Raw genomic sequence first — 18,841 nt, 5'->3', positions numbered from 1 at the left:
GTGTTTACTTATGATATTTTATCATATTTGAGACCTTAAAACTAAAAAAAGCTTAGTTTTACTAAGCTTCTTCAGATTCATCAATTTCTTGTGCAAGTTCTGAGACCGTATCTGCAGCAGATCGGCTGATTTCATCGAGAGTTTCAATCGTTTTCTCAACATGCTTTTTATTATTTTGATTCATATAATAACCAGCAGCTCCAATTGCGGCGCCAAGAATTGCGAGTGGAAATACTTTTTTCATAGATGATCCTCCCTTTCTTATCTATTACTATTCTAACACAGATTCGAATGGAAATTAAAGTTATAAGATACGGAAGATTGTGTAAACTTCGTGTTAATTTTAATGTTGAATCTAGATTTGTATCTAGACCCTGATTTCTTACTGATTATCCGTTTCTTTTTTATGAATTCCTCTCACAAGAAGCCAACCAAGCACGGCTAAACCGCTACCTAGACCCGAGATATAATGATTGTCTATACCTGTTTTTGGTAAGGTTGAAATGTTTGAAGTTTCTTGTTCGCCCGATAAAACAGGCTTATTCACGACTTCAGTTGGTAATGAAGGATTTTTCGTATCGATTTCAGGTGTCACCGGTTTTTCAGTTTCCACAATGGGCTTATTGATGTCTTTAAGCTTGAGATTCGCAATCGCATCCTCTATCTGCGCAATTGCTTTATTGATATCGTCTTGTGAAACAGGTTGAGCGGTTCTCATGGTTAGAGATTGAAGGTAGGATTCTCCTACAGCAATCGCGTCCTGAAGGTTTTGATAACTTTCTTCTGTATAAGCATTCGGTTTGATTGCCTTAGCTTTATCTAAGATTTGTTCCAGCGCCTCAAATTCTAAAGGTGTAACACTTGGGATGGTATAATCTTTTTCAAGTATTGAAATAATACGCTGTGGATTTTGGTTTTCATCATATCGTTCCCAATCGATAAATGCGTTATGTTCCATGAAATCTGCGAAGACTGCATCAAGTGACGGGCCTTCTTCACGTGGTCCGCCTAACATCGAGTAACCATCTCCACCGGCAGCGAGAAAATCATTGGTCGCCATGTAATAGGTCTTTTCTAAATCAATAGGAATCAATCGATCCTGCTCTGCATCATAGATATCAATTCCTAGGACGCGACTGGATGCTTCTTTACTTGAGTCATAATGGATGCGTATCGTATCTGAAACATGTAAGAAACCTCCGTTTGATCCTAGTTTAGGAAGACCATTATGATCAGGAACGTCCTGCACATCCGTACGGAGTGAGAATTCAAACATATCCCATACTTGTCGGCCGGTTACGGAAATTTGCGACATGACATTCCCAAACGGTAAGACACTAATAACATCACCTAATGTTATCGGTCCCTTTGCAAGATTTGCACGAATACCGCCACCATTAATAACTGCGAAATCCGTAGGGTTTTTAAATCCTTCTTTTCCATAAGCGACCATCGAGTCCGTTATGATATTACCCAGATTAGTTTCTTGAACACGAACCAAGTCACGTTGACCTTGGAAATTAATAGGATTGTTTTCTTTTATTACTTTAGAAACGAGATCTGAATATGCAGCATCTGATGATTGAATAATTTCCATAATTTCTGGATCGGGTTGATTTGCGATATCTTTTAAAGGAATTAATTTCGCAACACTCGAACTGAAATCATCCAAGTTTAGCGTTACAAGTCCGACGTTATTAAGATGTTCTCCAGTTTGAACTAGGATTACATTATCACCGACATGAATACCATTTTCAATGGGCGTATGAGAATGACCATCTACAATGAGAATCTTCTTATCTTTCATGTCACTGTTTTCAGATAATGAATGTGCTAATGTGTCTGAGCGCCATGCATCTTTCGTCTCATTATCAATACCGAGATGGGTTAAGACTACATAAAAATCCGCATCCTTGTAATCTTCTTTTAAAATTTCATGCGTAACTGTTGGAATTGGATCCAACCATGATATCCCTTCGATATTTTTAGGATGGGTTTTCGTTTGCGTTTCAGGAGTTGTTGCCCCAATCACCGCAATTTTATAACCATCTTTTTCAATAAGTGCAGAGTTTGAACTCGGTTTCGAGATTAGAATCGATTCTTTAAACACTTTTTGATTAGACTCTGTATAAACTGTATTCGATGAAAGAACCGGAAACTTTAAGTTTGAGCCAAAACCTTCCGCTTCACCCAATGCAACGGCTGTACCAAAATCAAACTCGTGATTTCCAACTACCATTGCATCATAACCGACGGCATTCATGATTTTTGCCATACTTGCCCCTTTATCGACGTTTGAAATGGGGAGACCTTGAAAAGCATCACCACCATCGACTAAAAGAAGCGGATTTATTTCATCTTTTAAAGTTTTAATATGGGCAAGACCGAGTGATTTCGTACCAAAACGACCATGCATATCATTGGTATGCATAATGGTAACCGTATTTACGTCTTGCGTGGCATTATCTGCTGCCACCGAAAGGACAAGATGTCCGGGAGTAATAAGCGTCAAAAGCGATAAAACTAAAAGAATAATTTTCGGTTTTTTCATTGTAACTTCCTCCTACAGTATCAATCGTAAGAAAAAAACAGGGATAGTTCAAGCATAATCCGATGAATTCGATACCATTGATGTAATTCCGCAAGTTAAAGCAATTCTCCAAAATATCATTTAATAAAAAGACATTATAATGTAAACTTAACTTGACACAAAACTTTCGTTAGTGTAAAGTTGACTTAACAGGAGGAGTACTATGAAACAAACACGTAACCGAATTATTTACGTAATAATCCTAATATGGGGATTTCTAGGAACCATGATCCAATTTGATAAGATAAAACAGCTAATCCTTAGTGATGCGGGTATAGAACCCGTCACAAAGCAGGCTAAAATTTCAATTATATGGGTCTTTCTTTTCATTACATTTTCCCTTACCGTTCTTTTTATTTACAAGAGAAAAAGTGGGGATTCTTGGAGAACATTTCTATTTGAAGAAATTGACCAACTCAATGAGGATGAGCGCAGCATTTTAGTTGATGCTCCAGCTCGACGCTTTGCGGGCAATATTCTTGTATTGACCGTACTCGTTTACCTATCCGTATTAATAATGGGACCCCTTTTAGTTAAAGGGCGTACGATACTTTATGCAATCGGTATCCTTTTCACGATCTATGAACTTTGTTATTACTTCAAACTAAGACAACTTTACTATCGCTAGGAGGCCTATTTTGATACTAAATCATATTCGAGATAAACGCGAAGCACTCGGTTATACTCAGCAATTTTTTGCGGAACAAGTCGGTGTATCACGACAAACCGTTATTGCACTTGAGAAAGGATCTTACAATCCGTCTTTAGAACTCGCTTTTAAATGTTCAATCGTTTTGAATTGTACCCTCGATGGTCTCTTTCAATACGAAGAAAAACCCTTATGAAATTTCATAAGGGTTTTTTTGATTTAGAAGTAGATATGCAGCATACTCTACAGATTGATGATACGGTACGACATCATAGGCTTCATGAATATGCTCGATTAATGAAGCGCGAACACATTCATTATTTAAAAGCACACCGCCACCAAAAGCAATCTTCGTTTTTCCATTGAGTTCAAAACTGTTTGCGAGCTTCGCAAGTTCAATACCTGCATTACGATAGATTTCGGAAACATGGTCAACATGTAAGCAACTAGAGCCCACAAGACTTACCTCTGAGGCAAAATTTCGATAACGGTCTTGCGCTTCATTCACTACACCCACTAGATCATAAGGATGGTTTAATTTGAAATGCTCCATCATCGCGTAATAGAAATCCGACTTCGGTAAACGTCCATCTGATTCTTGAGTAAAGACACTTAATAAATGACGTCCGATCCAAAAAGCACTTCCCTCATCCCCCAACAAATATCCATAACCGCCACGACGATCCGTAGTACATCCTATTTTCCGCATCGCAATTGAACCCGTACCAGAAATAAGATAAACACCGTCATGATTATCCAAAGCTGAAACCATTGCGAATTGCGCATCATTCATTATCAAAGCATTTGGAAAAACAGACCAAATGGCATTCTCAATTTTTGCTCTTATTTTTGAGTCGTTTCCATAACCCGCAGTCCCAATCGCAACCGCAATCATTTCAAAAGAATATCCACGTGTTATAAATTCGTTTTTTCCTCGCTCCAAAATACTTTGAATTCCATCAAACCCAACTTGCATGTAATGAATGCTCTCCAAACGTAAAGTATCGACTTTATCACCATCCTGGTTAAACAGAACCATGCGTGTAAACGTTCCACCCGCATCAATACCTAAATAATACTTCATAATGTAAAGCTAAACTTTTGCCATGGCTTAATGCGATCTAGTAAGAAGCGTTCTTCTTCGATGACATGACCCACGACATTTGATTTTCCTGTGTTTTTCATATCTTTGGTCGCTATCTGCAATTCACCAGCGTAATGACCAAATAAACTACTCTCAATGATAATATCACCACGTTTGATTACATCCGGAGTATTAAAGATTTTAAAGTCGTGCCCTTTATACTTTACACGAGACATCGTAGAACGTATCAAGTAGTCCCCCAGATCACCACGATTAAAATGAGGTTCTTCTAAGACAATTTTCCGTTCAATTTCAGGAATATCTTGAACTAATTCGACGGATAAATTCAGCTTATAGAGATCAATTTTCTTAATCGCATTCATTTCATCTTTTGTAGGATAACAGTTTGAAATAATAATGTCATCAACGACGTTCATCGCTACATAATCTTTTATTTGCACATCTAATGGTAAATAACGATGTGACTCTAAAGTAACAAGACCATCTGAAACCGGCCATGGTCCATATGAACCTTCCGCTTGACTTGTCACAAATGCTGCAGAACGCAAACCATATTTTGTAAAGTTTTGAGTGCACTTCACAAAAAAGTCCTCATTAAGACCTGAATAAGGGTGTGGATAAAAATTATGACAAGCAATCAAATTATATTGATTTGGTTGATAATCCATAATTGTATCGATGTAATGTGTATCATTACTCATATTAATTTCTATTTTTAAATTATATGGATTGAAAGTCATCATCGCCTCTTCACTTCCACCAAAACCAGCATCAAGTCTTAATCCATCGGCCTCAATTTCAGAAAAGAAAGAAAGATCTGCGTAACTGATTTCGAGGTCTTTGAAGACACGTGGACTCACGTCCACAATAATCTCAAATCCTTTTGATCGTGCATAACGGTTTATTTCTAAAAACTCATCTTTGATGACGGTTTTAGGTTTATCAACCGATAACAGACACGAAAAAATTCGTGAGAAGCCTGCATCTGCTGCTTCATCGATATACTGTTTCATTGATGCTACTGACGATTTGTCAGGATAAATTGAAATTCCTAGTTTTCTCATATTAACTCCTTATATATATAATATTTCGTATATCCAAAATGTCGAGATAAGTCCTATCAAGAAAAATAAAACGATCACCATCATCCAAAATGAGCGTGATAAACGTTTATTTGTTTCAATAAAAAAGAAACAAAAGCTTGTAGTGAAGGAGGTAATCCCAGATATTACAAGTACCTCAATCCATTTTTGATTCAATCCTAATTGTCTAAGCATTGCAGGTATTAAGATTGTTCCTAAAAGGATACTCCCAACAATTATGAATGCACTTTTAAAACTTATAAGTGGTGCAGAATTACTTTTTTCATATCGATACATAGTATACCTCTTTTTTTAATGAAAGAGGTCTTGCGGATGCAAGACCTTCGTCTAAGTTTAAGTCTATTAATTGCCAATACGTTCTTCTTCTAATAGTTTATTATCATAAATTTTAAAGAATGGATAGTAAATCACAACTGAGATTATTATTAATATAATATTTAGAATCGAGGCTCTATAGTCTCCTCCCGTTGCGATATAAGCACCAATTGGGCCAGGTAAGGTCCAAGGTGCCGTTACAATAACACGGTTTACAAGACCGGCTGATGTAGCCACCCATGCGATAATCGTTCCCACCATTGGGGTAATAATAAATGGAATAATAAGAATTGGATTCATCACAATTGGTGCACCGAATATAATCGGTTCGTTAATATTGAAGCATGCTGGAATAAATGCTGTTTTCCCAAGTGATTTAGCATACGCAGATTTCGAGAAAAATGCCATCGCGATTGCAAGACCAATTGTAGCACCTGAACCTCCGATCCAGATAAACCATTGATAGAAAGGTTCTGCACTTATTGCTGGAAGTGCTTGTCCAGCTACTTGAGCCGCGGTATTTTTATCAAGAAGTTGTAGCCAAATAGGTCGTGCTAATGTACCGATAATGGATACACCATGAATCCCAAATGACCAGAAGAACGTTACTAAGAATACAATGATAAGTACGCTTGGTAAGGTATCCGCTGCATGGACAATCGGTTTAACAAGTCCTGCAATAAATGTATGCCAGTTAAAACCGATCCAATATGTAATTGTTGCCATGAGAATAAGAATAATTGCGGTTGGCACAAGTGCTTCAAAAGAACGGGCTACAGATGTTGGAACTTGGGGTGGCATTGAAATTTTAAAGTTTGATCTATCAGTCCAACGAAAGATTTCAACTGCAAGAATGGAAGTAATAATACCAACAAACATACCTGCTCCACCAAGGTTTGCCATTGGTAATACCCATCCAGATACATCCAATCCTGCATCTGCTGGAATGTTAATCGGAATAAAAGTCAGTAGAAAAGCTGCAGTCGCTAGAATCCCTCCTGATAGTTCGTCGAGATCATAAGATTTAGCCAAACTAGATCCAATTCCGAATGTTGCATACAAGGTCATGATTGCCATAGACAATCGGAACGGTAATAATATTTTGGCTGCATGTTCGGTTAGAAATTGATAAAGTTTCCAATTTTCAGGCAATGGCGGTGCTGCGAGAATTAAAAAGAAAGATCCTACAATAATTAACGGCAATGTTGCGATAATCCCGTCACGAATTGCACGTAAATGTCGTTGGTTCGCAAGTTTAGCCATTGGCGCGGACAATTTTTCATCCAAAAACTTAATAAATGCGTCCATATTTCTCCTCCTTGGGTACCTATGTACCTTTAATATTAAATTACCTTATTTCATTGAATAAGTCAAACTATATTTTCAACGTTTAAGAACATATATTGAAATAATATTTCTTTATGTGATACATCTTAGTCAACCCTTCCTAGACTGCCTATGGCACTTTAATAATTCGTTGCCTATTGACTCGATAACGTTCGAATTACGCTAACATACCCACTCTATAGCGTTTAGAGCACAAAAAAACCGCTTTAGATATCTAAGCGGTTTTAAAAGAATTCATTGAAGTATCTCGAGACGGAAACCCGAAGGCTTGCGTGCATACTATAATTTATCTTTTTTAACTAAAATTAAACGAATTCAATAATAGCCATTGGAGCTGCATCACCGCGACGCATTTCAGTTTTGATTACACGTGTGTAACCACCATTACGGTCTGCATATTTAGGTCCAACTTCATCAAATAGTTTTTGAAGCGCTGTTTGACCAGTTTTTTCATCTGCAACAACGTTAAATACGATTTTCGCTGCTTCACGACGAGCATGTAAGTCCCCGCGTTTTGCAAGAGTTACAAGTTTATCAGCAACTGAACGTAGTTCCATTGCTTTCTTTTCTGTTGTTTCGATTCGACCATGAACAATTAAGCTAGTTGAAAGATTGCGTAGCAATGCTTTACGGTGAGCTGAATCACGACCTAATTTACGGTTTTTCATTCTATTTCCTCCTATTCAAATGATTTAAAGCCTAATCCAAGATCATGGAGTTTGTCTTTAACTTCTTTAAGTGACTTCTTACCTAGATTACGAATGCGCATCATTTCATCTTCAGTTTTAAGTGTTAACTCTTCAACTGTTTGAATACCTGCGCGCTTTAAGCAGTTATATGAACGAACTGACAAGTCTAAATCTTCGATCATCATTGTTGCCATTGGATTTTCAACGCCTGATACATCAGGTTTAATTACTGATTCTGTTTCATAAACTGAATCTTTAATTGCAACAATTTGTTCTAAATGGTCCATTAAAATTTTTGAACCTAATGATAACGCTACTTGTGGTTGAATTGAACCGTTAGTCCAAACTTCCATAATTAAACGATCATATTTAGAGTCTTGACCGACACGTGTCGGTTCGATGTGATACTTAACTCTTTCAATTGGAGTATAAATAGAATCTGTAAAAATCGTGCCAATTCCTTGTGATGCATTTTGATAGATTAATTTGTTTTCATCAGAACTTACATAGCCACGACCATTACGAGCTTTAAGCTCCATCTCTAACACTGCACCTTCTGCAAGTGTTGCAATAATGTGATCTTTATTTAAGATCTCCACATTTGCTGGGCATTCGATGTCAGCTGCTGTAACAACTTTAGGACCTTTTTGTGAGATTCGAAGTGTGTAAACTTCTTCATCTTGTACATTTAAAACAAGATCCTTAACGTTGAGAACGATACCTGTAACATCTTCTCCTACGCCTGCAATTGATGTGAATTCATGATACACACCCTCAATTTTGATTGAGTAAACTGCTGCGCCTGGTAAAGATGAAAGGAGTACACGTCTTAGCGCATTCCCGATAGTATTACCAAAACCACGTTCAAGTGGTTCGATAACGAACTTACCATAATGTGCTGTTTCATCAAATTCTTTTACTTCAAATTTCGCACGTTCAAACTTGTTCATCTATGAATACCTCCTTGTTATAGTTTATATTATTATCCACGTGGACGTTTTGGTGGACGGCATCCATTGTGCGGAACTGGTGTAACATCATTAATTACACTAATTTCTAGTCCTGCTACTTGAAGTGCACGAACTGCCGATTCACGACCTGGTCCAGGTCCTTTAACACTAACTTCAACTGTTTTCATACCATGATCAACTGCCGCTTTAGCTGCTGCTTCTGATGCCATTTGAGCTGCATAAGGTGTTGACTTACGTGAACCCTTAAAGCCTAAAGCACCAGCACTTGACCAAGCGATAACATTTCCTTGTTCATCTGAGATTGTAACAATAGTATTGTTAAATGTCGAATGAATATGTGCAACTCCGCGTGCTATATTCTTACGGACACGACGTTTACGAGCTACTTTTGCTTTTGCCATTACGTTTTCCTCCTAATTAATTAACCTAATTATTTCTTCTTATTCGCTACTGTACGACGAGGTCCTTTACGTGTACGTGCATTTGTTTTTGTACGTTGTCCACGAACTGGTAAGCCACGACGATGACGGATTCCTCGGTTTGAACCGATTTCCATTAAGCGTTTGATGTTAAGGTTAACTTCACGACGAAGATCCCCTTCAACTTTGATTGATTCTACTTCACGACGGATTGCATTAACTTGTTCTTCAGTTAAATCTTTAACGCGGATATCTTCGCTGATTTCGCATTTTGTTAAGATTTCTTTAGATGTTGTTAAGCCAATACCGTAGATATATGTTAATGAGACTACTACACGTTTGTTACGTGGAATGTCAATTCCTGCTATACGAGCCATTAATATGACGTCCTCCTATCCTTGTCTTTGTTTGTGTTTTGGATTTTCACAAATAATCATTACTCTACCATTGCGTCGAATAACTCTACATTTTTCACACATTGGTTTTACAGATGGTCTTACTTTCATAGTATTATCCTCCTAAAACTATCTTATTTATGTCTAAATGTAATGCGCCCACGTGATAAATCGTAAGGCGAAATCTCAACAGTCACGCGATCTCCCGGTAAAATGCGAATGTAGTGCATACGGATTTTACCAGATACGTGAGCTAAAATTTCATGACCATTACTGAGTTCCACCTTAAACATTGCTCCAGGCAATGTATCAAGAACTACTCCATCTACTTCGATAACATTTTCTTTGCTCATGAGTGTTTAAAAGCCTCCTTTGTTCGAGTTAAAATTTCATAACTATCTTCAAGAATTACTACTGTATGTTCAAAATGAGCTGTTAAGGATCTGTCTTCTGAAACGACAGTCCACTCATCATCTAATACAGATGTTTTATTGGTTCCAATTTGAACCATAGGTTCAATCGCAATAACCATATTTTTGCGAAGAAGCGCTCCTTTATTAGGAACACCAACATTGGGTACGTATGGAGCTTCATGCATCGAAGTTCCGACACCGTGTCCTGAGTATTCAACAGGTAGTCCATAACCAAATGGTTGAACAACCGTCATTACTGCATGACCAATATCTCCTATACGATTTCCCGCTACAGCAGCTTCAATTCCTGCAAATAACGACTCTTCAGTTACTTTTAATAAGTTTTGTGCTTCATCACTTATTTCCCCAACAGGATATGTCCAAGCATGATCGCTGTAATAACCTTTATAAATAGCGCCAACATCAATCGTGATAATGTCGCCATTCTTGAGGATTACCTCTGAACTAGGAATACCATGAACTAAAACTTCATTTACCGAAGCACATATTGAACCCGGAAATCCATCATAACCAAGAAACGCTGGTGTTGCACCTTGACTCAGAATATAGTTACGAGCAATATCATCCAAATGTTTGGTTGATACGCCTGGTTGGATTGCTGCTTTAACTGCCTCTTGGCATTCAAAAGCAATTCTACCTGCCTCGCGCATTAATTCTAACTCACGTTCTGACTTGGTTGATATCATTTAACCGCCTCCAAGATGTTTTTTATCTCATTCATAACATTTTCTGCAGGTTGAGATGCATTAACGTCACGAACTAAACCTTTTTCACGATAATAATCGATAACTGGTTTTGTTTGGTTAATATACTCTTCAAAACGGACTTGAAGTTTTTCTTCATTGTCATCGCTTCGTTGGTATAGTTCTCCACCGCAAATATCACATTTAGATTCTACTTTAGGTGGATTATTGTCAATATGATAGATTGCACCACAATCTTTACATAGACGACGGCCTGTAATTCGATTTACAAGCTCCTCATATTCTACCTCAAGATTGATTACTAAATCAATAGGGCGGTTAATATCATTTGACATTACCTCAAGTGCTTCTGCTTGATGTAAGTTACGTGGATATCCATCCAATAAGTAACCATTCAAGCAATCATCTTTTGAGATACGCTCTTTTACCATGCGGTCGGTTACTTCGTCAGGCACAAGTTTTCCTTGATCAATATAAGATTTTGCTTCGATTCCAACTGGAGTAGCATTTGAGATAGCTTCTCTAAACATATCTCCAGTTGAAATGTGAGCAACATTGAACAATTCAACAATATGCGCTGACATTGTACCTTTACCACTACCAGCAGGACCCATGATTAATAAATTCATAAACTGTCCTCCTAATTGTTATTTGTTAAATAAACCTTTATATGAACGTTGTGTCATACGACCCTCAAGTTCTTTAACTGTTTCAAGTGCAACTCCGACAACGATGATGATACCAGTACCACCGATTGCTGTACTTGCTGGAATTGCTCCTCGTGTAATCATTGGTAACACATGAGGGAGTAGTGCTACAAACGTTAGGAATAACGATCCTAAAACCGTAATACGATTTAAAATTGTACTAATGTAATTTTTTGTATCTTTACCCGGGCGAACACCTGGGATGTAAGATCCATTCTTACCGAAGTCCTCTGATATTTTTTCAGGGTCAACTTGTAAGTGAGTGTAGAAGAATGTGAATGCAATTATTAATAATGCATAGACAATTAATCCTACAGGTTGTTGTAAGCTCATTGTTGTTGTCATGAATTTATAGAAACCACTATTTTGGTTAATCCAACTCATTACAATAACTGGTGCTTGCATAATTGCTCCAGCAAAAATTACTGGAATAACTGATGCAGAGTTAATCATTAATGGCAAATGGTTCATACTCTTACCACGTGTAGTTCCACCTACGTTTGATGTATATTGAATTGAAATTTTACGAACGGCACCGTTCATATAAATAACAAGAATAATAATCGCTAAGTATAGAAGTACATATACTGCACACCATACAAAGCCCATAGTTGTACCACCCTTAGTCATTTCAGCGAAAGCGCCTTTAAATTGACTTGGAAGATTTGATACGATACCTGCGAAAATAATCATTGATAATCCATTACCTACACCCTTTTGAGTGATTTGATCACCAAGCCATAGAAGGAACATTGTTCCCGCAGCCATTACAGTTCCCATAAAGAAGTAGTCCGCTACAGTACTACTCAACAAAATCTTATGTTGATTGTTGAGTAAGCTAATAATTCCAATCGCTTGAACGTATGCTAATACCACTCCAAGATAACGTGTAATTCGGTCAAGTTGTAATTTACCCTTTTGACCAGATTTCGTTAACTCAGTTAAATATGGTATAACATCCATTGATAACAATTGGATAATAATTGATGCGGTAATGTAAGGTCCTACACCTAGAGCGAAAATTGAAAATGATTGGATAAACCCTCCACCAAGAATATTCATCATTCCAACTAATGTATTTGAGTTTAGTTCGCTTGCCATTGATCCTGCGACTTTAACGCTATCGACGTTAGGAACAGGAATAACTGTTCCTAGTCGATAAATCAATAACAATGCAAGTGTGAAAATGATTCTTATTCTGATTTCTTTATTTTTGAATAAATCAGTAAAAAATCTCATTAGATTACCTCTGCTTTTCCACCTAATTTTTCAATACTTTCAACTGCTGATTTTGAGAATGCGTTAGCTTTAACAACTAATTTTTTCTCTAATTCACCTTGACCTAAGATTTTAACTCCGTCAAGTGTTTTTTTGATAATTCCTTTTTCTAAAAGTGCTTCAATTGTAACTTCAGTTCCGTCTTCAAATACGTTTAATGAACTTAAGTTAACAACTGCGTAGTCCACACGGTTAACATTTTTGAAACCGCGTTTAGGAATACGTTTGAACAATGGTGTTTGACCACCCTCAAATCCTAGTGCAACACCACCGCCACTACGAGCATTTTGACCCTTGTGACCTTTTCCTGATGTCTTACCAGTTCCTGAACCTTGTCCACGACCAAGACGTTTACGATCTTGGCGTGCACCTTCATTGTATTTTAATTCATGTAATTTCATAAAGGCCTCCTACTATCGTACGTCTTCGACTTTGATTTCTCTTAAACTCGCAACTTCATCAACAGTTTTCATTGATTCAAGTGCTTCAAATGTTGCACGAACCATGTTGATTGGTGTACGTGAACCAATACATTTTGTTAGCACGTCAGTAACTCCTGCTAACTCCATAACGTCACGAATTGCTCCACCAGCAATAACTCCAGTACCTTCTGCTGCAGGACGTACAAATACTTCTCCGGCACCAAATTTTCCTGTGTTAGCGTGTGGCAATGTTCCGTTAATCATCTTAACGTTAATTAAGTTTTTCTTTGCGGCTTCAACACCCTTGCGGATTGCATCTGGAACTTCGTTGGCTTTACCTGTTCCGAAACCGACGCGACCTTTTTTGTCACCAACTACAACTAGAGCAGCGAAGCGGAAACGACGACCACCCTTAACAACTTTAGTTACACGATTGATGACAACAACGCGTTCTTCGAATTCTTGTTCACGTTGTTCTCTTCTAGGTTTACGATTCATCATGTTCCTCCTTATTAAAACTCTAGTCCAGCTTCTCGAGCTGCCTCTGCTAATGCTTTAACACGTCCATGATAAATATAACCACCACGGTCAAACACTACAGATTTAATTCCATTTTCTAATGCTAATTTAGCTACAGCGTTACCAACTTGCGCTGCTGCCTCAATATTACCGCCATTTGCGAGTTTCATTTGTACCGATCCTGCTGATACTAATGTGTTACCTGTAACATCATCAATAACTTGTGCAGAAATGTTTCCATTTGATCGATACACGCTAAGACGTGGGCGTTCTTGCGTTCCACTGACTTTACGACGAACTCGAGCATGACGACGAACTCGTTCTTGATTTCTTGATATTTTTTTTGCCATCGTTCAAATTCTCCTTTCCCACTATTTCTTAGCTGCTGTTTTACCCTCTTTGCGACGGATAACTTCATTCTTGTATTTAATACCTTTACCGAGATATGGTTCAGGTTTACGAGTAGCACGAATGTTTGCTGCCCATTCTCCAACGCGTTGTTTATCAACACCTGTGATGTTAATAGCTGTTGCGCTAGGTACTTCGATATCTACACCATCTTCTAGTTCAAACTCGATTGGATGTGAGTATCCAACATTCAAGACTAACTTGTTATCTGACTTAGATGCACGATACCCGATACCAACTAATTCTAGAGATTTAGTGAATCCTTCACTTACTCCAGTAATCATGTTAGCGATTAGTGATCGTGTAGTACCATGTAATTGTTTAACTTTTTTTGAATCATTCGGGCGTTTAACGTTAATTTCGCTTCCGTTGATTTCGATTTCGTAAAGCTCACTGAACTGACGTGTTAAAGTTCCCTTAGGACCTTTTACTGTCACCTCATTGCCAGCTTTTAATTCGACTTCAACGCCTGCCGGAATGGTAATCGTTTTATTTCCGATACGTGACATTTAGTGTCTCCTCTCTTACCAAACGTAAGCTAAGACTTCGCCACCAACATGTTTAGCGCGAGCTTGCTTGTCTGTTAGCATACCTTCTGAAGTTGAAATGATTGCAATTCCAAGTCCGTTAAGAACACGTGGAACTTCATTTGTCTTCGCGTATACGCGTTTACCAGGTTTTGAAATTCGTTTTAACCCGCTAATTACTCGTTCGTTGTTAGGACCATATTTAAGAACAATTGTAATTGTCTTCTTGATTCCTTCACCACTAACTAGGTAGTCGCGGATAAAACCTTCTTCTTTCAAAATTCTAGCGATTTCTGTTTTTTCTTTACTTGCTGGAATTTCAACTACATCGTGTTTTGCTTGAATAGCATTACGAACACGTGTAAGTAAATCAGCGATTGGATCTGTTACATACATCTGAAAAGCTCCTCCTTTATACTACCAGCTTGCCTTTTTAACGCCTGGAATTTGCCCTTTATGAGCAGCTTCGCGGAAGCGAATACGAGACATACCGTATTTACGTAAGTATCCGTGAGGGCGTCCGTCAACCATATCGCGGTTGTGAAGACGTACAGGTGATGCATTACGAGGAAGTTTTTGAAGTCCTTCGTAGTCACCTTTGGCTTTTAATTCAGCACGTTTTTCTGCGTAGCGATCTACGATCTCTTGACGTTGTTTTTCACGAGCGATTTTTGATTTCTTAGCCATTAGTTACCCTCCTTTTTAAATGGCATGCCTAACATTGAAAGTAAAGCATAACCTTCTTTATCTGTTTTAGCTGTAGTAACGATAGTAATATCCATACCACGAACTTTATTAACTTTGTCAAAATCAATTTCTGGGAAAATTAATTGTTCTTTAACACCCATAGTATAGTTACCACGTCCGTCAAATGATCCACCGTTAATACCACGGAAGTCACGTACACGAGGAAGAGCAACTTTGATAAGTTTTTCTAAGAAGTCATACATTTTTTGACCACGAAGTGTAACTTTACATCCAATAGGCATATCTTCACGTAATTTGAAGTTAGCAATTGATTTTTTAGCTCTTGTGATAACTGGTTTTTGACCAGTAATAATTTCTAAATCAGCAACAGCATCATCTAAGAATTTTGTGTTGTTGATTGCTTCACCAACACCCATGTTAACTACGATTTTTTCGAGTTTAGGTGTTTGCATTACTGAAGTATAGTTAAATTCTTCAACTAATTTAGCAACTACTTCATTTTTGTATTGTTCTTTTAAGTTCATTTAGCTATACCTCCTTATTTTACTGCTGCGCCTGATTTTTTATAGACGCGAACTTTTTTACCTTTTTCTTCTGTGTAAGCTACACGGCTTGGAGCTTTCGCTTTAGCATCGTATAACATTACGTTTGAAACATGAATCCATGCTTCTTGTTCAATAATACCACCCTCTGGGTTCATTTGGCTTGGTTTCATGTGTTTTTTAATTAAATTAACACCTTCAACCTTAACTTTGTCATGTTTAGGTGAAACTTCAATGACATCACCAATGGTGCCCTTGTATGAGCCTGTAATTACTTGAACATTATCTCCACGTTTGATTCTCATAAAAGCCTCCTATAACACTTCCGGTGCTAATGATACGATTTTCATGAAATTATATTCACGAAGCTCGCGAGCTACCGGTCCAAAAATACGAGTTCCGCGAGGAGTCATATCATCTTTTAAGATAACAACTGCGTTGTCATCAAAACTAATGTATGATCCATTTTCACGACGTACACCGTATTTAGTACGAACTACTACCGCTTTAACGACATCACCTTTTTTAACTGTTCCACCAGGAATAGCGTGTTTTACTGTTCCAACAACAATGTCTCCAATGCTTGCTGAACGACGACGGCTACCACCTAGGCAACGAATTACTAAGATTTCCTTAGCACCAGTGTTGTCAGCGACTTTACATCTTGATTCATTTTGTATCATCTTGACAACCTCCTACAATACTTCGGCTTTTTCAACTAATTTAGTTACGCGGCAGAATTTAGTTGCTGATAATGGACGAGTTTCCATAATTTCAACAATATCTCCAACTTTGATTTCATTAGTTTCATCATGAGCCTTGAATTTTTTTGAATAGTTTACACGTTTTCCATACAATGGATGACGTTTTGACGTTTTTACTTCTACTACTACCGTTTTATCCATTGCATCAGATACAACAGTACCACGGTAAACTTTGCGCTTGTTTCTTTCCATCGCGTTGTGACCTCCTACTTATTGTCACTAAGCTCGCGCTCAGTGATCACTGTCTTAATCCGAGCAATCGTTTTACGGATTTCTCTTAATCGAGCAGGATTTTCAAGTTGACCAATTGCTTGTTGGAAACGTAAATCAAATAACTCTTCCTTTAAAGCATCAATTTCAACTAATAAATCAGCGTCATTTTTTTCACGGATTTCTTTTACTGTTGTCATACTTGTTCCTCCTCTCCCTTTTTAACAAATCGAGTTTTAACTGCTAGTTTGTGTGAAGCTAAGCGGAACGCTTCGCGTGCTACTTCTTCAGGTACTCCAGCAATTTCAAACATTACTCGACCTGGCTTAACAACTGCTACCCAACCTTCAGGTGCACCTTTACCAGAACCCATTCGAACTTCTAATGGTTTTTTAGTGATTGCTAAGTGAGGGAAGATTTTAATCCAAACTTTCCCACCACGTTTCATATAACGAGTCATTGCAATACGAGCAGATTCGATTTGACGGTTACTTACATAGTTTCCTGATTCAGCAACCAAACCGTATTCTCCAAAAGCAACAGTACGTCCAGCTTTTGAACGTCCCTCGTATGAAAGACGATGTGGTTTTCTATATTTTGTACGTTTTGGCATTAACATAACTAGTTACCTCCTTGCTCGTCTTTTGATGCAGCTGAAGCTGCTGGTTTTGCATTACGTGGGTTGTTGTTTGGACGACGGTCGTTACGACGACGACGTGGTCGATCAAACTTACCACCCTTAGGTGCTTCAGGTTCTTGAACCTTTTGACCTGGTAATACTTCACCGCGGCAGATCCAAACTTTAACACCTAAGATACCAAATTGAGTATTAGCTTCATAGTGTGCGTAGTCAATGTCTGAACGAAGTGTATGAAGAGGAACGATTCCCTCTGAATAACCTTCTGAACGAGCCATATCTGCTCCACCTAAACGGCCTGAAACGGCAGTTTTGATTCCTTTAGCACCTGCACGCATTGTACGTTGAATTGTACGTTTTTGAGCAGTTCTAAATGATGCACGTTGTTCTAATTGCTCCGCAATATTACGAGCAACTAAATGAGCATCTAAATCTGGGTTAGCAACTTCTAACACTTTAATGTTAACTGTGTTGCCTTCTGAGATTTTTGCAATATCTTTTTTAACTTTTTCAATATTTGCACCATTAACTCCAATAACAACTCCTGGGCGAGCTGTACGGATAATGATGTCAACACGATTCTTTGATCGTTCGATTTCTACGCGTGATACATATGCATCTTTAAGATTTTTGAAAATATAGTCACGAATTAATTTATCTTCGTGTAATAAATTTGCGAAATCTTTTTCAGCATACCAACGTGATTCCCAATCACGAATGACACCAACGCGCATACCGATCGGATGTACTTTTTGTCCCATTGTCTGTCCTCCCTTTAGGCGCGTTCCGAAACCACAACAGTGATGTGGCTTGTACGCTTCATGATTGGCGCTGCAGAACCTTTAGCACGAGGTCTGAAACGCTTCATTGTTACACCTTCGTCAGCATAGCATGCTGAGATGTAAAGTTTTTCTTCATCTAATTGATGATTATTTGTTGCATTTGCAATTGCTGAGTCTAAGACTTTAGCGATTACTTTTGAAGCAGAATTAGGTGTATATCTTAAGATAGCTGCTGCATGATCAACATCAAGTCCACGAATTTCATCTAGAACAAGACGTGCTTTACGTGGAGTAACACGAACTGTTTTAACTATAGCTTTTACTTCCATATTAACGACCCGCCTTCTTGTCAGCTGCGTGACCTGTATAACGACGTGTTGGTACGAACTCACCTAATTTATGTCCTACCATGTCTTCAGTAACAAACACTGGAACGTGTTCCTTACCATTATGCACCGCAAACGTATGCTCAACGAATTGAGGGAAAATAGTTGAACGGCGTGACCATGTTTTAATTACTTCTTTTTTGCTTTCTGCATTTAGTTTTTCAACTTTGTTCATTAAATGAAGATCACAAAATGGTCCTTTTTTTAAACTACGACTCATATCTTTCTTC

The 18,841-nt window shown here is 37.9% G+C and carries 31 protein-coding genes; 2 read left to right on the top strand and 29 right to left on the bottom strand.

Translation table 11 applies throughout. The features are described from left to right. Nucleotides 1-61 precede the first annotated feature (61 nt). Entirely contained in the window at nt 62-244 is a 183-nt protein-coding gene (locus EL194_RS03295; protein ID WP_003775252.1) for a hypothetical protein, read from the bottom strand. A 138-nt stretch (nt 245-382) separates the two neighbouring features. Further along, nucleotides 383-2,551 carry a 5'-nucleotidase C-terminal domain-containing protein gene (locus EL194_RS03290; RefSeq protein WP_003775250.1) on the bottom strand — a complete coding sequence of 723 codons (2,169 nt, stop codon included), beginning with the start codon at nt 2,549-2,551 and terminating at the stop codon, nt 383-385. 202 nt (nt 2,552-2,753) lie between these two features. Between EL194_RS03290 and EL194_RS03285 the strand changes: the two genes are divergently transcribed. Then, a complete protein-coding gene (locus tag EL194_RS03285; RefSeq protein ID WP_003775247.1) occupies nt 2,754-3,218 on the top strand; it encodes a hypothetical protein in 465 nt (154 codons plus the stop codon). 10 nt (nt 3,219-3,228) lie between these two features. Beyond that, nucleotides 3,229-3,435: a helix-turn-helix transcriptional regulator gene (locus EL194_RS03280; RefSeq protein WP_003775244.1), complete on the top strand. Its 207-nt coding sequence runs from the start codon at nt 3,229-3,231 to the stop codon at nt 3,433-3,435. Here EL194_RS03280 and EL194_RS03275 read toward each other — a convergent pair. From EL194_RS03275 to rpsS, 27 genes are all read right to left on the bottom strand, one after another. Then, a complete protein-coding gene (locus tag EL194_RS03275; RefSeq protein WP_003775242.1) occupies nt 3,430-4,323 on the bottom strand; it encodes an N-acetylglucosamine kinase in 894 nt (297 codons plus the stop codon). The two genes, EL194_RS03280 and EL194_RS03275, sit on opposite strands and share 6 nt — an antisense overlap. Beyond that, entirely contained in the window at nt 4,320-5,408 is a 1,089-nt protein-coding gene (locus EL194_RS03270; RefSeq protein ID WP_003775240.1) for a DUF871 domain-containing protein, read from the bottom strand. The genes EL194_RS03275 and EL194_RS03270 overlap by 4 nt, the downstream gene beginning before the upstream one ends. Nucleotides 5,409-5,789: 381 nt before the next feature. Further along, a complete protein-coding gene (locus EL194_RS03260) occupies nt 5,790-7,070 on the bottom strand; it encodes a PTS sugar transporter subunit IIC (protein ID WP_003775236.1) in 1,281 nt (426 codons plus the stop codon). Between the two features lie 344 nt (nt 7,071-7,414). Beyond that, nucleotides 7,415-7,777: a 50S ribosomal protein L17 gene (rplQ, locus tag EL194_RS03255; RefSeq protein WP_003775234.1), complete on the bottom strand. Its 363-nt coding sequence runs from the start codon at nt 7,775-7,777 to the stop codon at nt 7,415-7,417. A gap of 11 nt (nt 7,778-7,788) precedes the next feature. Then, nucleotides 7,789-8,748, bottom strand: coding sequence for a DNA-directed RNA polymerase subunit alpha (locus tag EL194_RS03250; RefSeq protein ID WP_003775232.1), 960 nt, complete (start codon nt 8,746-8,748; stop codon nt 7,789-7,791). Nucleotides 8,749-8,780: 32 nt separating this feature from the next. Next, nucleotides 8,781-9,170, bottom strand: a complete 390-nt coding sequence (gene rpsK, locus EL194_RS03245; protein ID WP_003775229.1) for a 30S ribosomal protein S11 — start codon at nt 9,168-9,170, stop codon at nt 8,781-8,783. 29 nt (nt 9,171-9,199) lie between these two features. Beyond that, entirely contained in the window at nt 9,200-9,565 is a 366-nt protein-coding gene (rpsM, locus tag EL194_RS03240; RefSeq protein ID WP_003775228.1) for a 30S ribosomal protein S13, read from the bottom strand. Nucleotides 9,566-9,580: 15 nt separating this feature from the next. Next, nucleotides 9,581-9,694, bottom strand: a complete 114-nt coding sequence (rpmJ, locus tag EL194_RS03235) for a 50S ribosomal protein L36 (RefSeq protein WP_016357297.1) — start codon at nt 9,692-9,694, stop codon at nt 9,581-9,583. A gap of 23 nt (nt 9,695-9,717) precedes the next feature. Continuing rightward, nucleotides 9,718-9,936, bottom strand: coding sequence for a translation initiation factor IF-1 (gene infA, locus EL194_RS03230; protein ID WP_003775226.1), 219 nt, complete (start codon nt 9,934-9,936; stop codon nt 9,718-9,720). Then, entirely contained in the window at nt 9,933-10,703 is a 771-nt protein-coding gene (gene map / locus EL194_RS03225; RefSeq protein ID WP_003775225.1) for a type I methionyl aminopeptidase, read from the bottom strand. Before map ends, infA begins: the two co-directional genes overlap by 4 nt. Beyond that, on the bottom strand, nt 10,700-11,350 hold the full coding sequence (locus tag EL194_RS03220; RefSeq protein ID WP_003775223.1) for an adenylate kinase: 651 nt from the start codon (nt 11,348-11,350) through the stop codon (nt 10,700-10,702). Before EL194_RS03220 ends, map begins: the two co-directional genes overlap by 4 nt. Nucleotides 11,351-11,368: 18 nt before the next feature. After that, complete coding sequence (gene secY / locus EL194_RS03215; RefSeq protein ID WP_003775221.1) at nt 11,369-12,667, bottom strand: preprotein translocase subunit SecY; 1,299 nt, start codon at nt 12,665-12,667, stop codon at nt 11,369-11,371. Continuing rightward, nucleotides 12,667-13,107, bottom strand: a complete 441-nt coding sequence (gene rplO, locus EL194_RS03210) for a 50S ribosomal protein L15 (protein WP_003775219.1) — start codon at nt 13,105-13,107, stop codon at nt 12,667-12,669. Before rplO ends, secY begins: the two co-directional genes overlap by 1 nt. A 12-nt stretch (nt 13,108-13,119) precedes the next feature. Further along, nucleotides 13,120-13,626: a 30S ribosomal protein S5 gene (rpsE, locus tag EL194_RS03205; protein ID WP_013853151.1), complete on the bottom strand. Its 507-nt coding sequence runs from the start codon at nt 13,624-13,626 to the stop codon at nt 13,120-13,122. 14 nt (nt 13,627-13,640) lie between these two features. Next, entirely contained in the window at nt 13,641-13,997 is a 357-nt protein-coding gene (rplR, locus tag EL194_RS03200; protein ID WP_003775216.1) for a 50S ribosomal protein L18, read from the bottom strand. Nucleotides 13,998-14,018: 21 nt separating this feature from the next. Continuing rightward, on the bottom strand, nt 14,019-14,564 hold the full coding sequence (gene rplF / locus EL194_RS03195; protein ID WP_003775214.1) for a 50S ribosomal protein L6: 546 nt from the start codon (nt 14,562-14,564) through the stop codon (nt 14,019-14,021). A gap of 15 nt (nt 14,565-14,579) precedes the next feature. Next, nucleotides 14,580-14,978, bottom strand: a complete 399-nt coding sequence (gene rpsH / locus EL194_RS03190) for a 30S ribosomal protein S8 (protein WP_003775212.1) — start codon at nt 14,976-14,978, stop codon at nt 14,580-14,582. A gap of 21 nt (nt 14,979-14,999) precedes the next feature. Beyond that, nucleotides 15,000-15,269, bottom strand: a complete 270-nt coding sequence (gene rpsN, locus EL194_RS03185) for a 30S ribosomal protein S14 (protein ID WP_003775210.1) — start codon at nt 15,267-15,269, stop codon at nt 15,000-15,002. Further along, nucleotides 15,269-15,814, bottom strand: a complete 546-nt coding sequence (gene rplE, locus EL194_RS03180) for a 50S ribosomal protein L5 (RefSeq protein WP_003775209.1) — start codon at nt 15,812-15,814, stop codon at nt 15,269-15,271. The genes rpsN and rplE overlap by 1 nt, the downstream gene beginning before the upstream one ends. Before the next feature lie 14 nt (nt 15,815-15,828). Beyond that, nucleotides 15,829-16,137 (bottom strand): 50S ribosomal protein L24, encoded by a 309-nt coding sequence (gene rplX, locus EL194_RS03175; protein ID WP_003775207.1) that lies wholly within the window; start codon nt 16,135-16,137, stop codon nt 15,829-15,831. A gap of 9 nt (nt 16,138-16,146) precedes the next feature. Then, nucleotides 16,147-16,515 (bottom strand): 50S ribosomal protein L14, encoded by a 369-nt coding sequence (gene rplN / locus EL194_RS03170; RefSeq protein WP_003775205.1) that lies wholly within the window; start codon nt 16,513-16,515, stop codon nt 16,147-16,149. Nucleotides 16,516-16,527: 12 nt separating this feature from the next. Next, nucleotides 16,528-16,788, bottom strand: a complete 261-nt coding sequence (rpsQ, locus tag EL194_RS03165; RefSeq protein WP_003775202.1) for a 30S ribosomal protein S17 — start codon at nt 16,786-16,788, stop codon at nt 16,528-16,530. A 14-nt stretch (nt 16,789-16,802) separates the two neighbouring features. Then, entirely contained in the window at nt 16,803-17,006 is a 204-nt protein-coding gene (gene rpmC / locus EL194_RS03160; RefSeq protein WP_003775201.1) for a 50S ribosomal protein L29, read from the bottom strand. Beyond that, nucleotides 17,003-17,425 carry a 50S ribosomal protein L16 gene (gene rplP / locus EL194_RS03155; protein WP_003775199.1) on the bottom strand — a complete coding sequence of 141 codons (423 nt, stop codon included), beginning with the start codon at nt 17,423-17,425 and terminating at the stop codon, nt 17,003-17,005. Before rplP ends, rpmC begins: the two co-directional genes overlap by 4 nt. A gap of 2 nt (nt 17,426-17,427) precedes the next feature. Next, a complete protein-coding gene (gene rpsC, locus EL194_RS03150) occupies nt 17,428-18,204 on the bottom strand; it encodes a 30S ribosomal protein S3 (protein WP_003775197.1) in 777 nt (258 codons plus the stop codon). A gap of 14 nt (nt 18,205-18,218) precedes the next feature. After that, nucleotides 18,219-18,554: a 50S ribosomal protein L22 gene (rplV, locus tag EL194_RS03145; protein WP_003775195.1), complete on the bottom strand. Its 336-nt coding sequence runs from the start codon at nt 18,552-18,554 to the stop codon at nt 18,219-18,221. Nucleotide 18,555: 1 nt separating this feature from the next. Beyond that, nucleotides 18,556-18,831, bottom strand: a complete 276-nt coding sequence (rpsS, locus tag EL194_RS03140; RefSeq protein WP_003775192.1) for a 30S ribosomal protein S19 — start codon at nt 18,829-18,831, stop codon at nt 18,556-18,558. Nucleotides 18,832-18,841 lie beyond the last annotated feature (10 nt).

This window comes from Erysipelothrix rhusiopathiae (genome assembly GCF_900637845.1).
GTDB classification, from domain to species: Bacteria; Bacillota_I; Bacilli_A; order Erysipelotrichales; family Erysipelotrichaceae; genus Erysipelothrix; species Erysipelothrix rhusiopathiae.
Note: the sequence above shows the minus strand (reverse complement) of the source record. Positions and strands in the feature narration are given on the sequence as shown.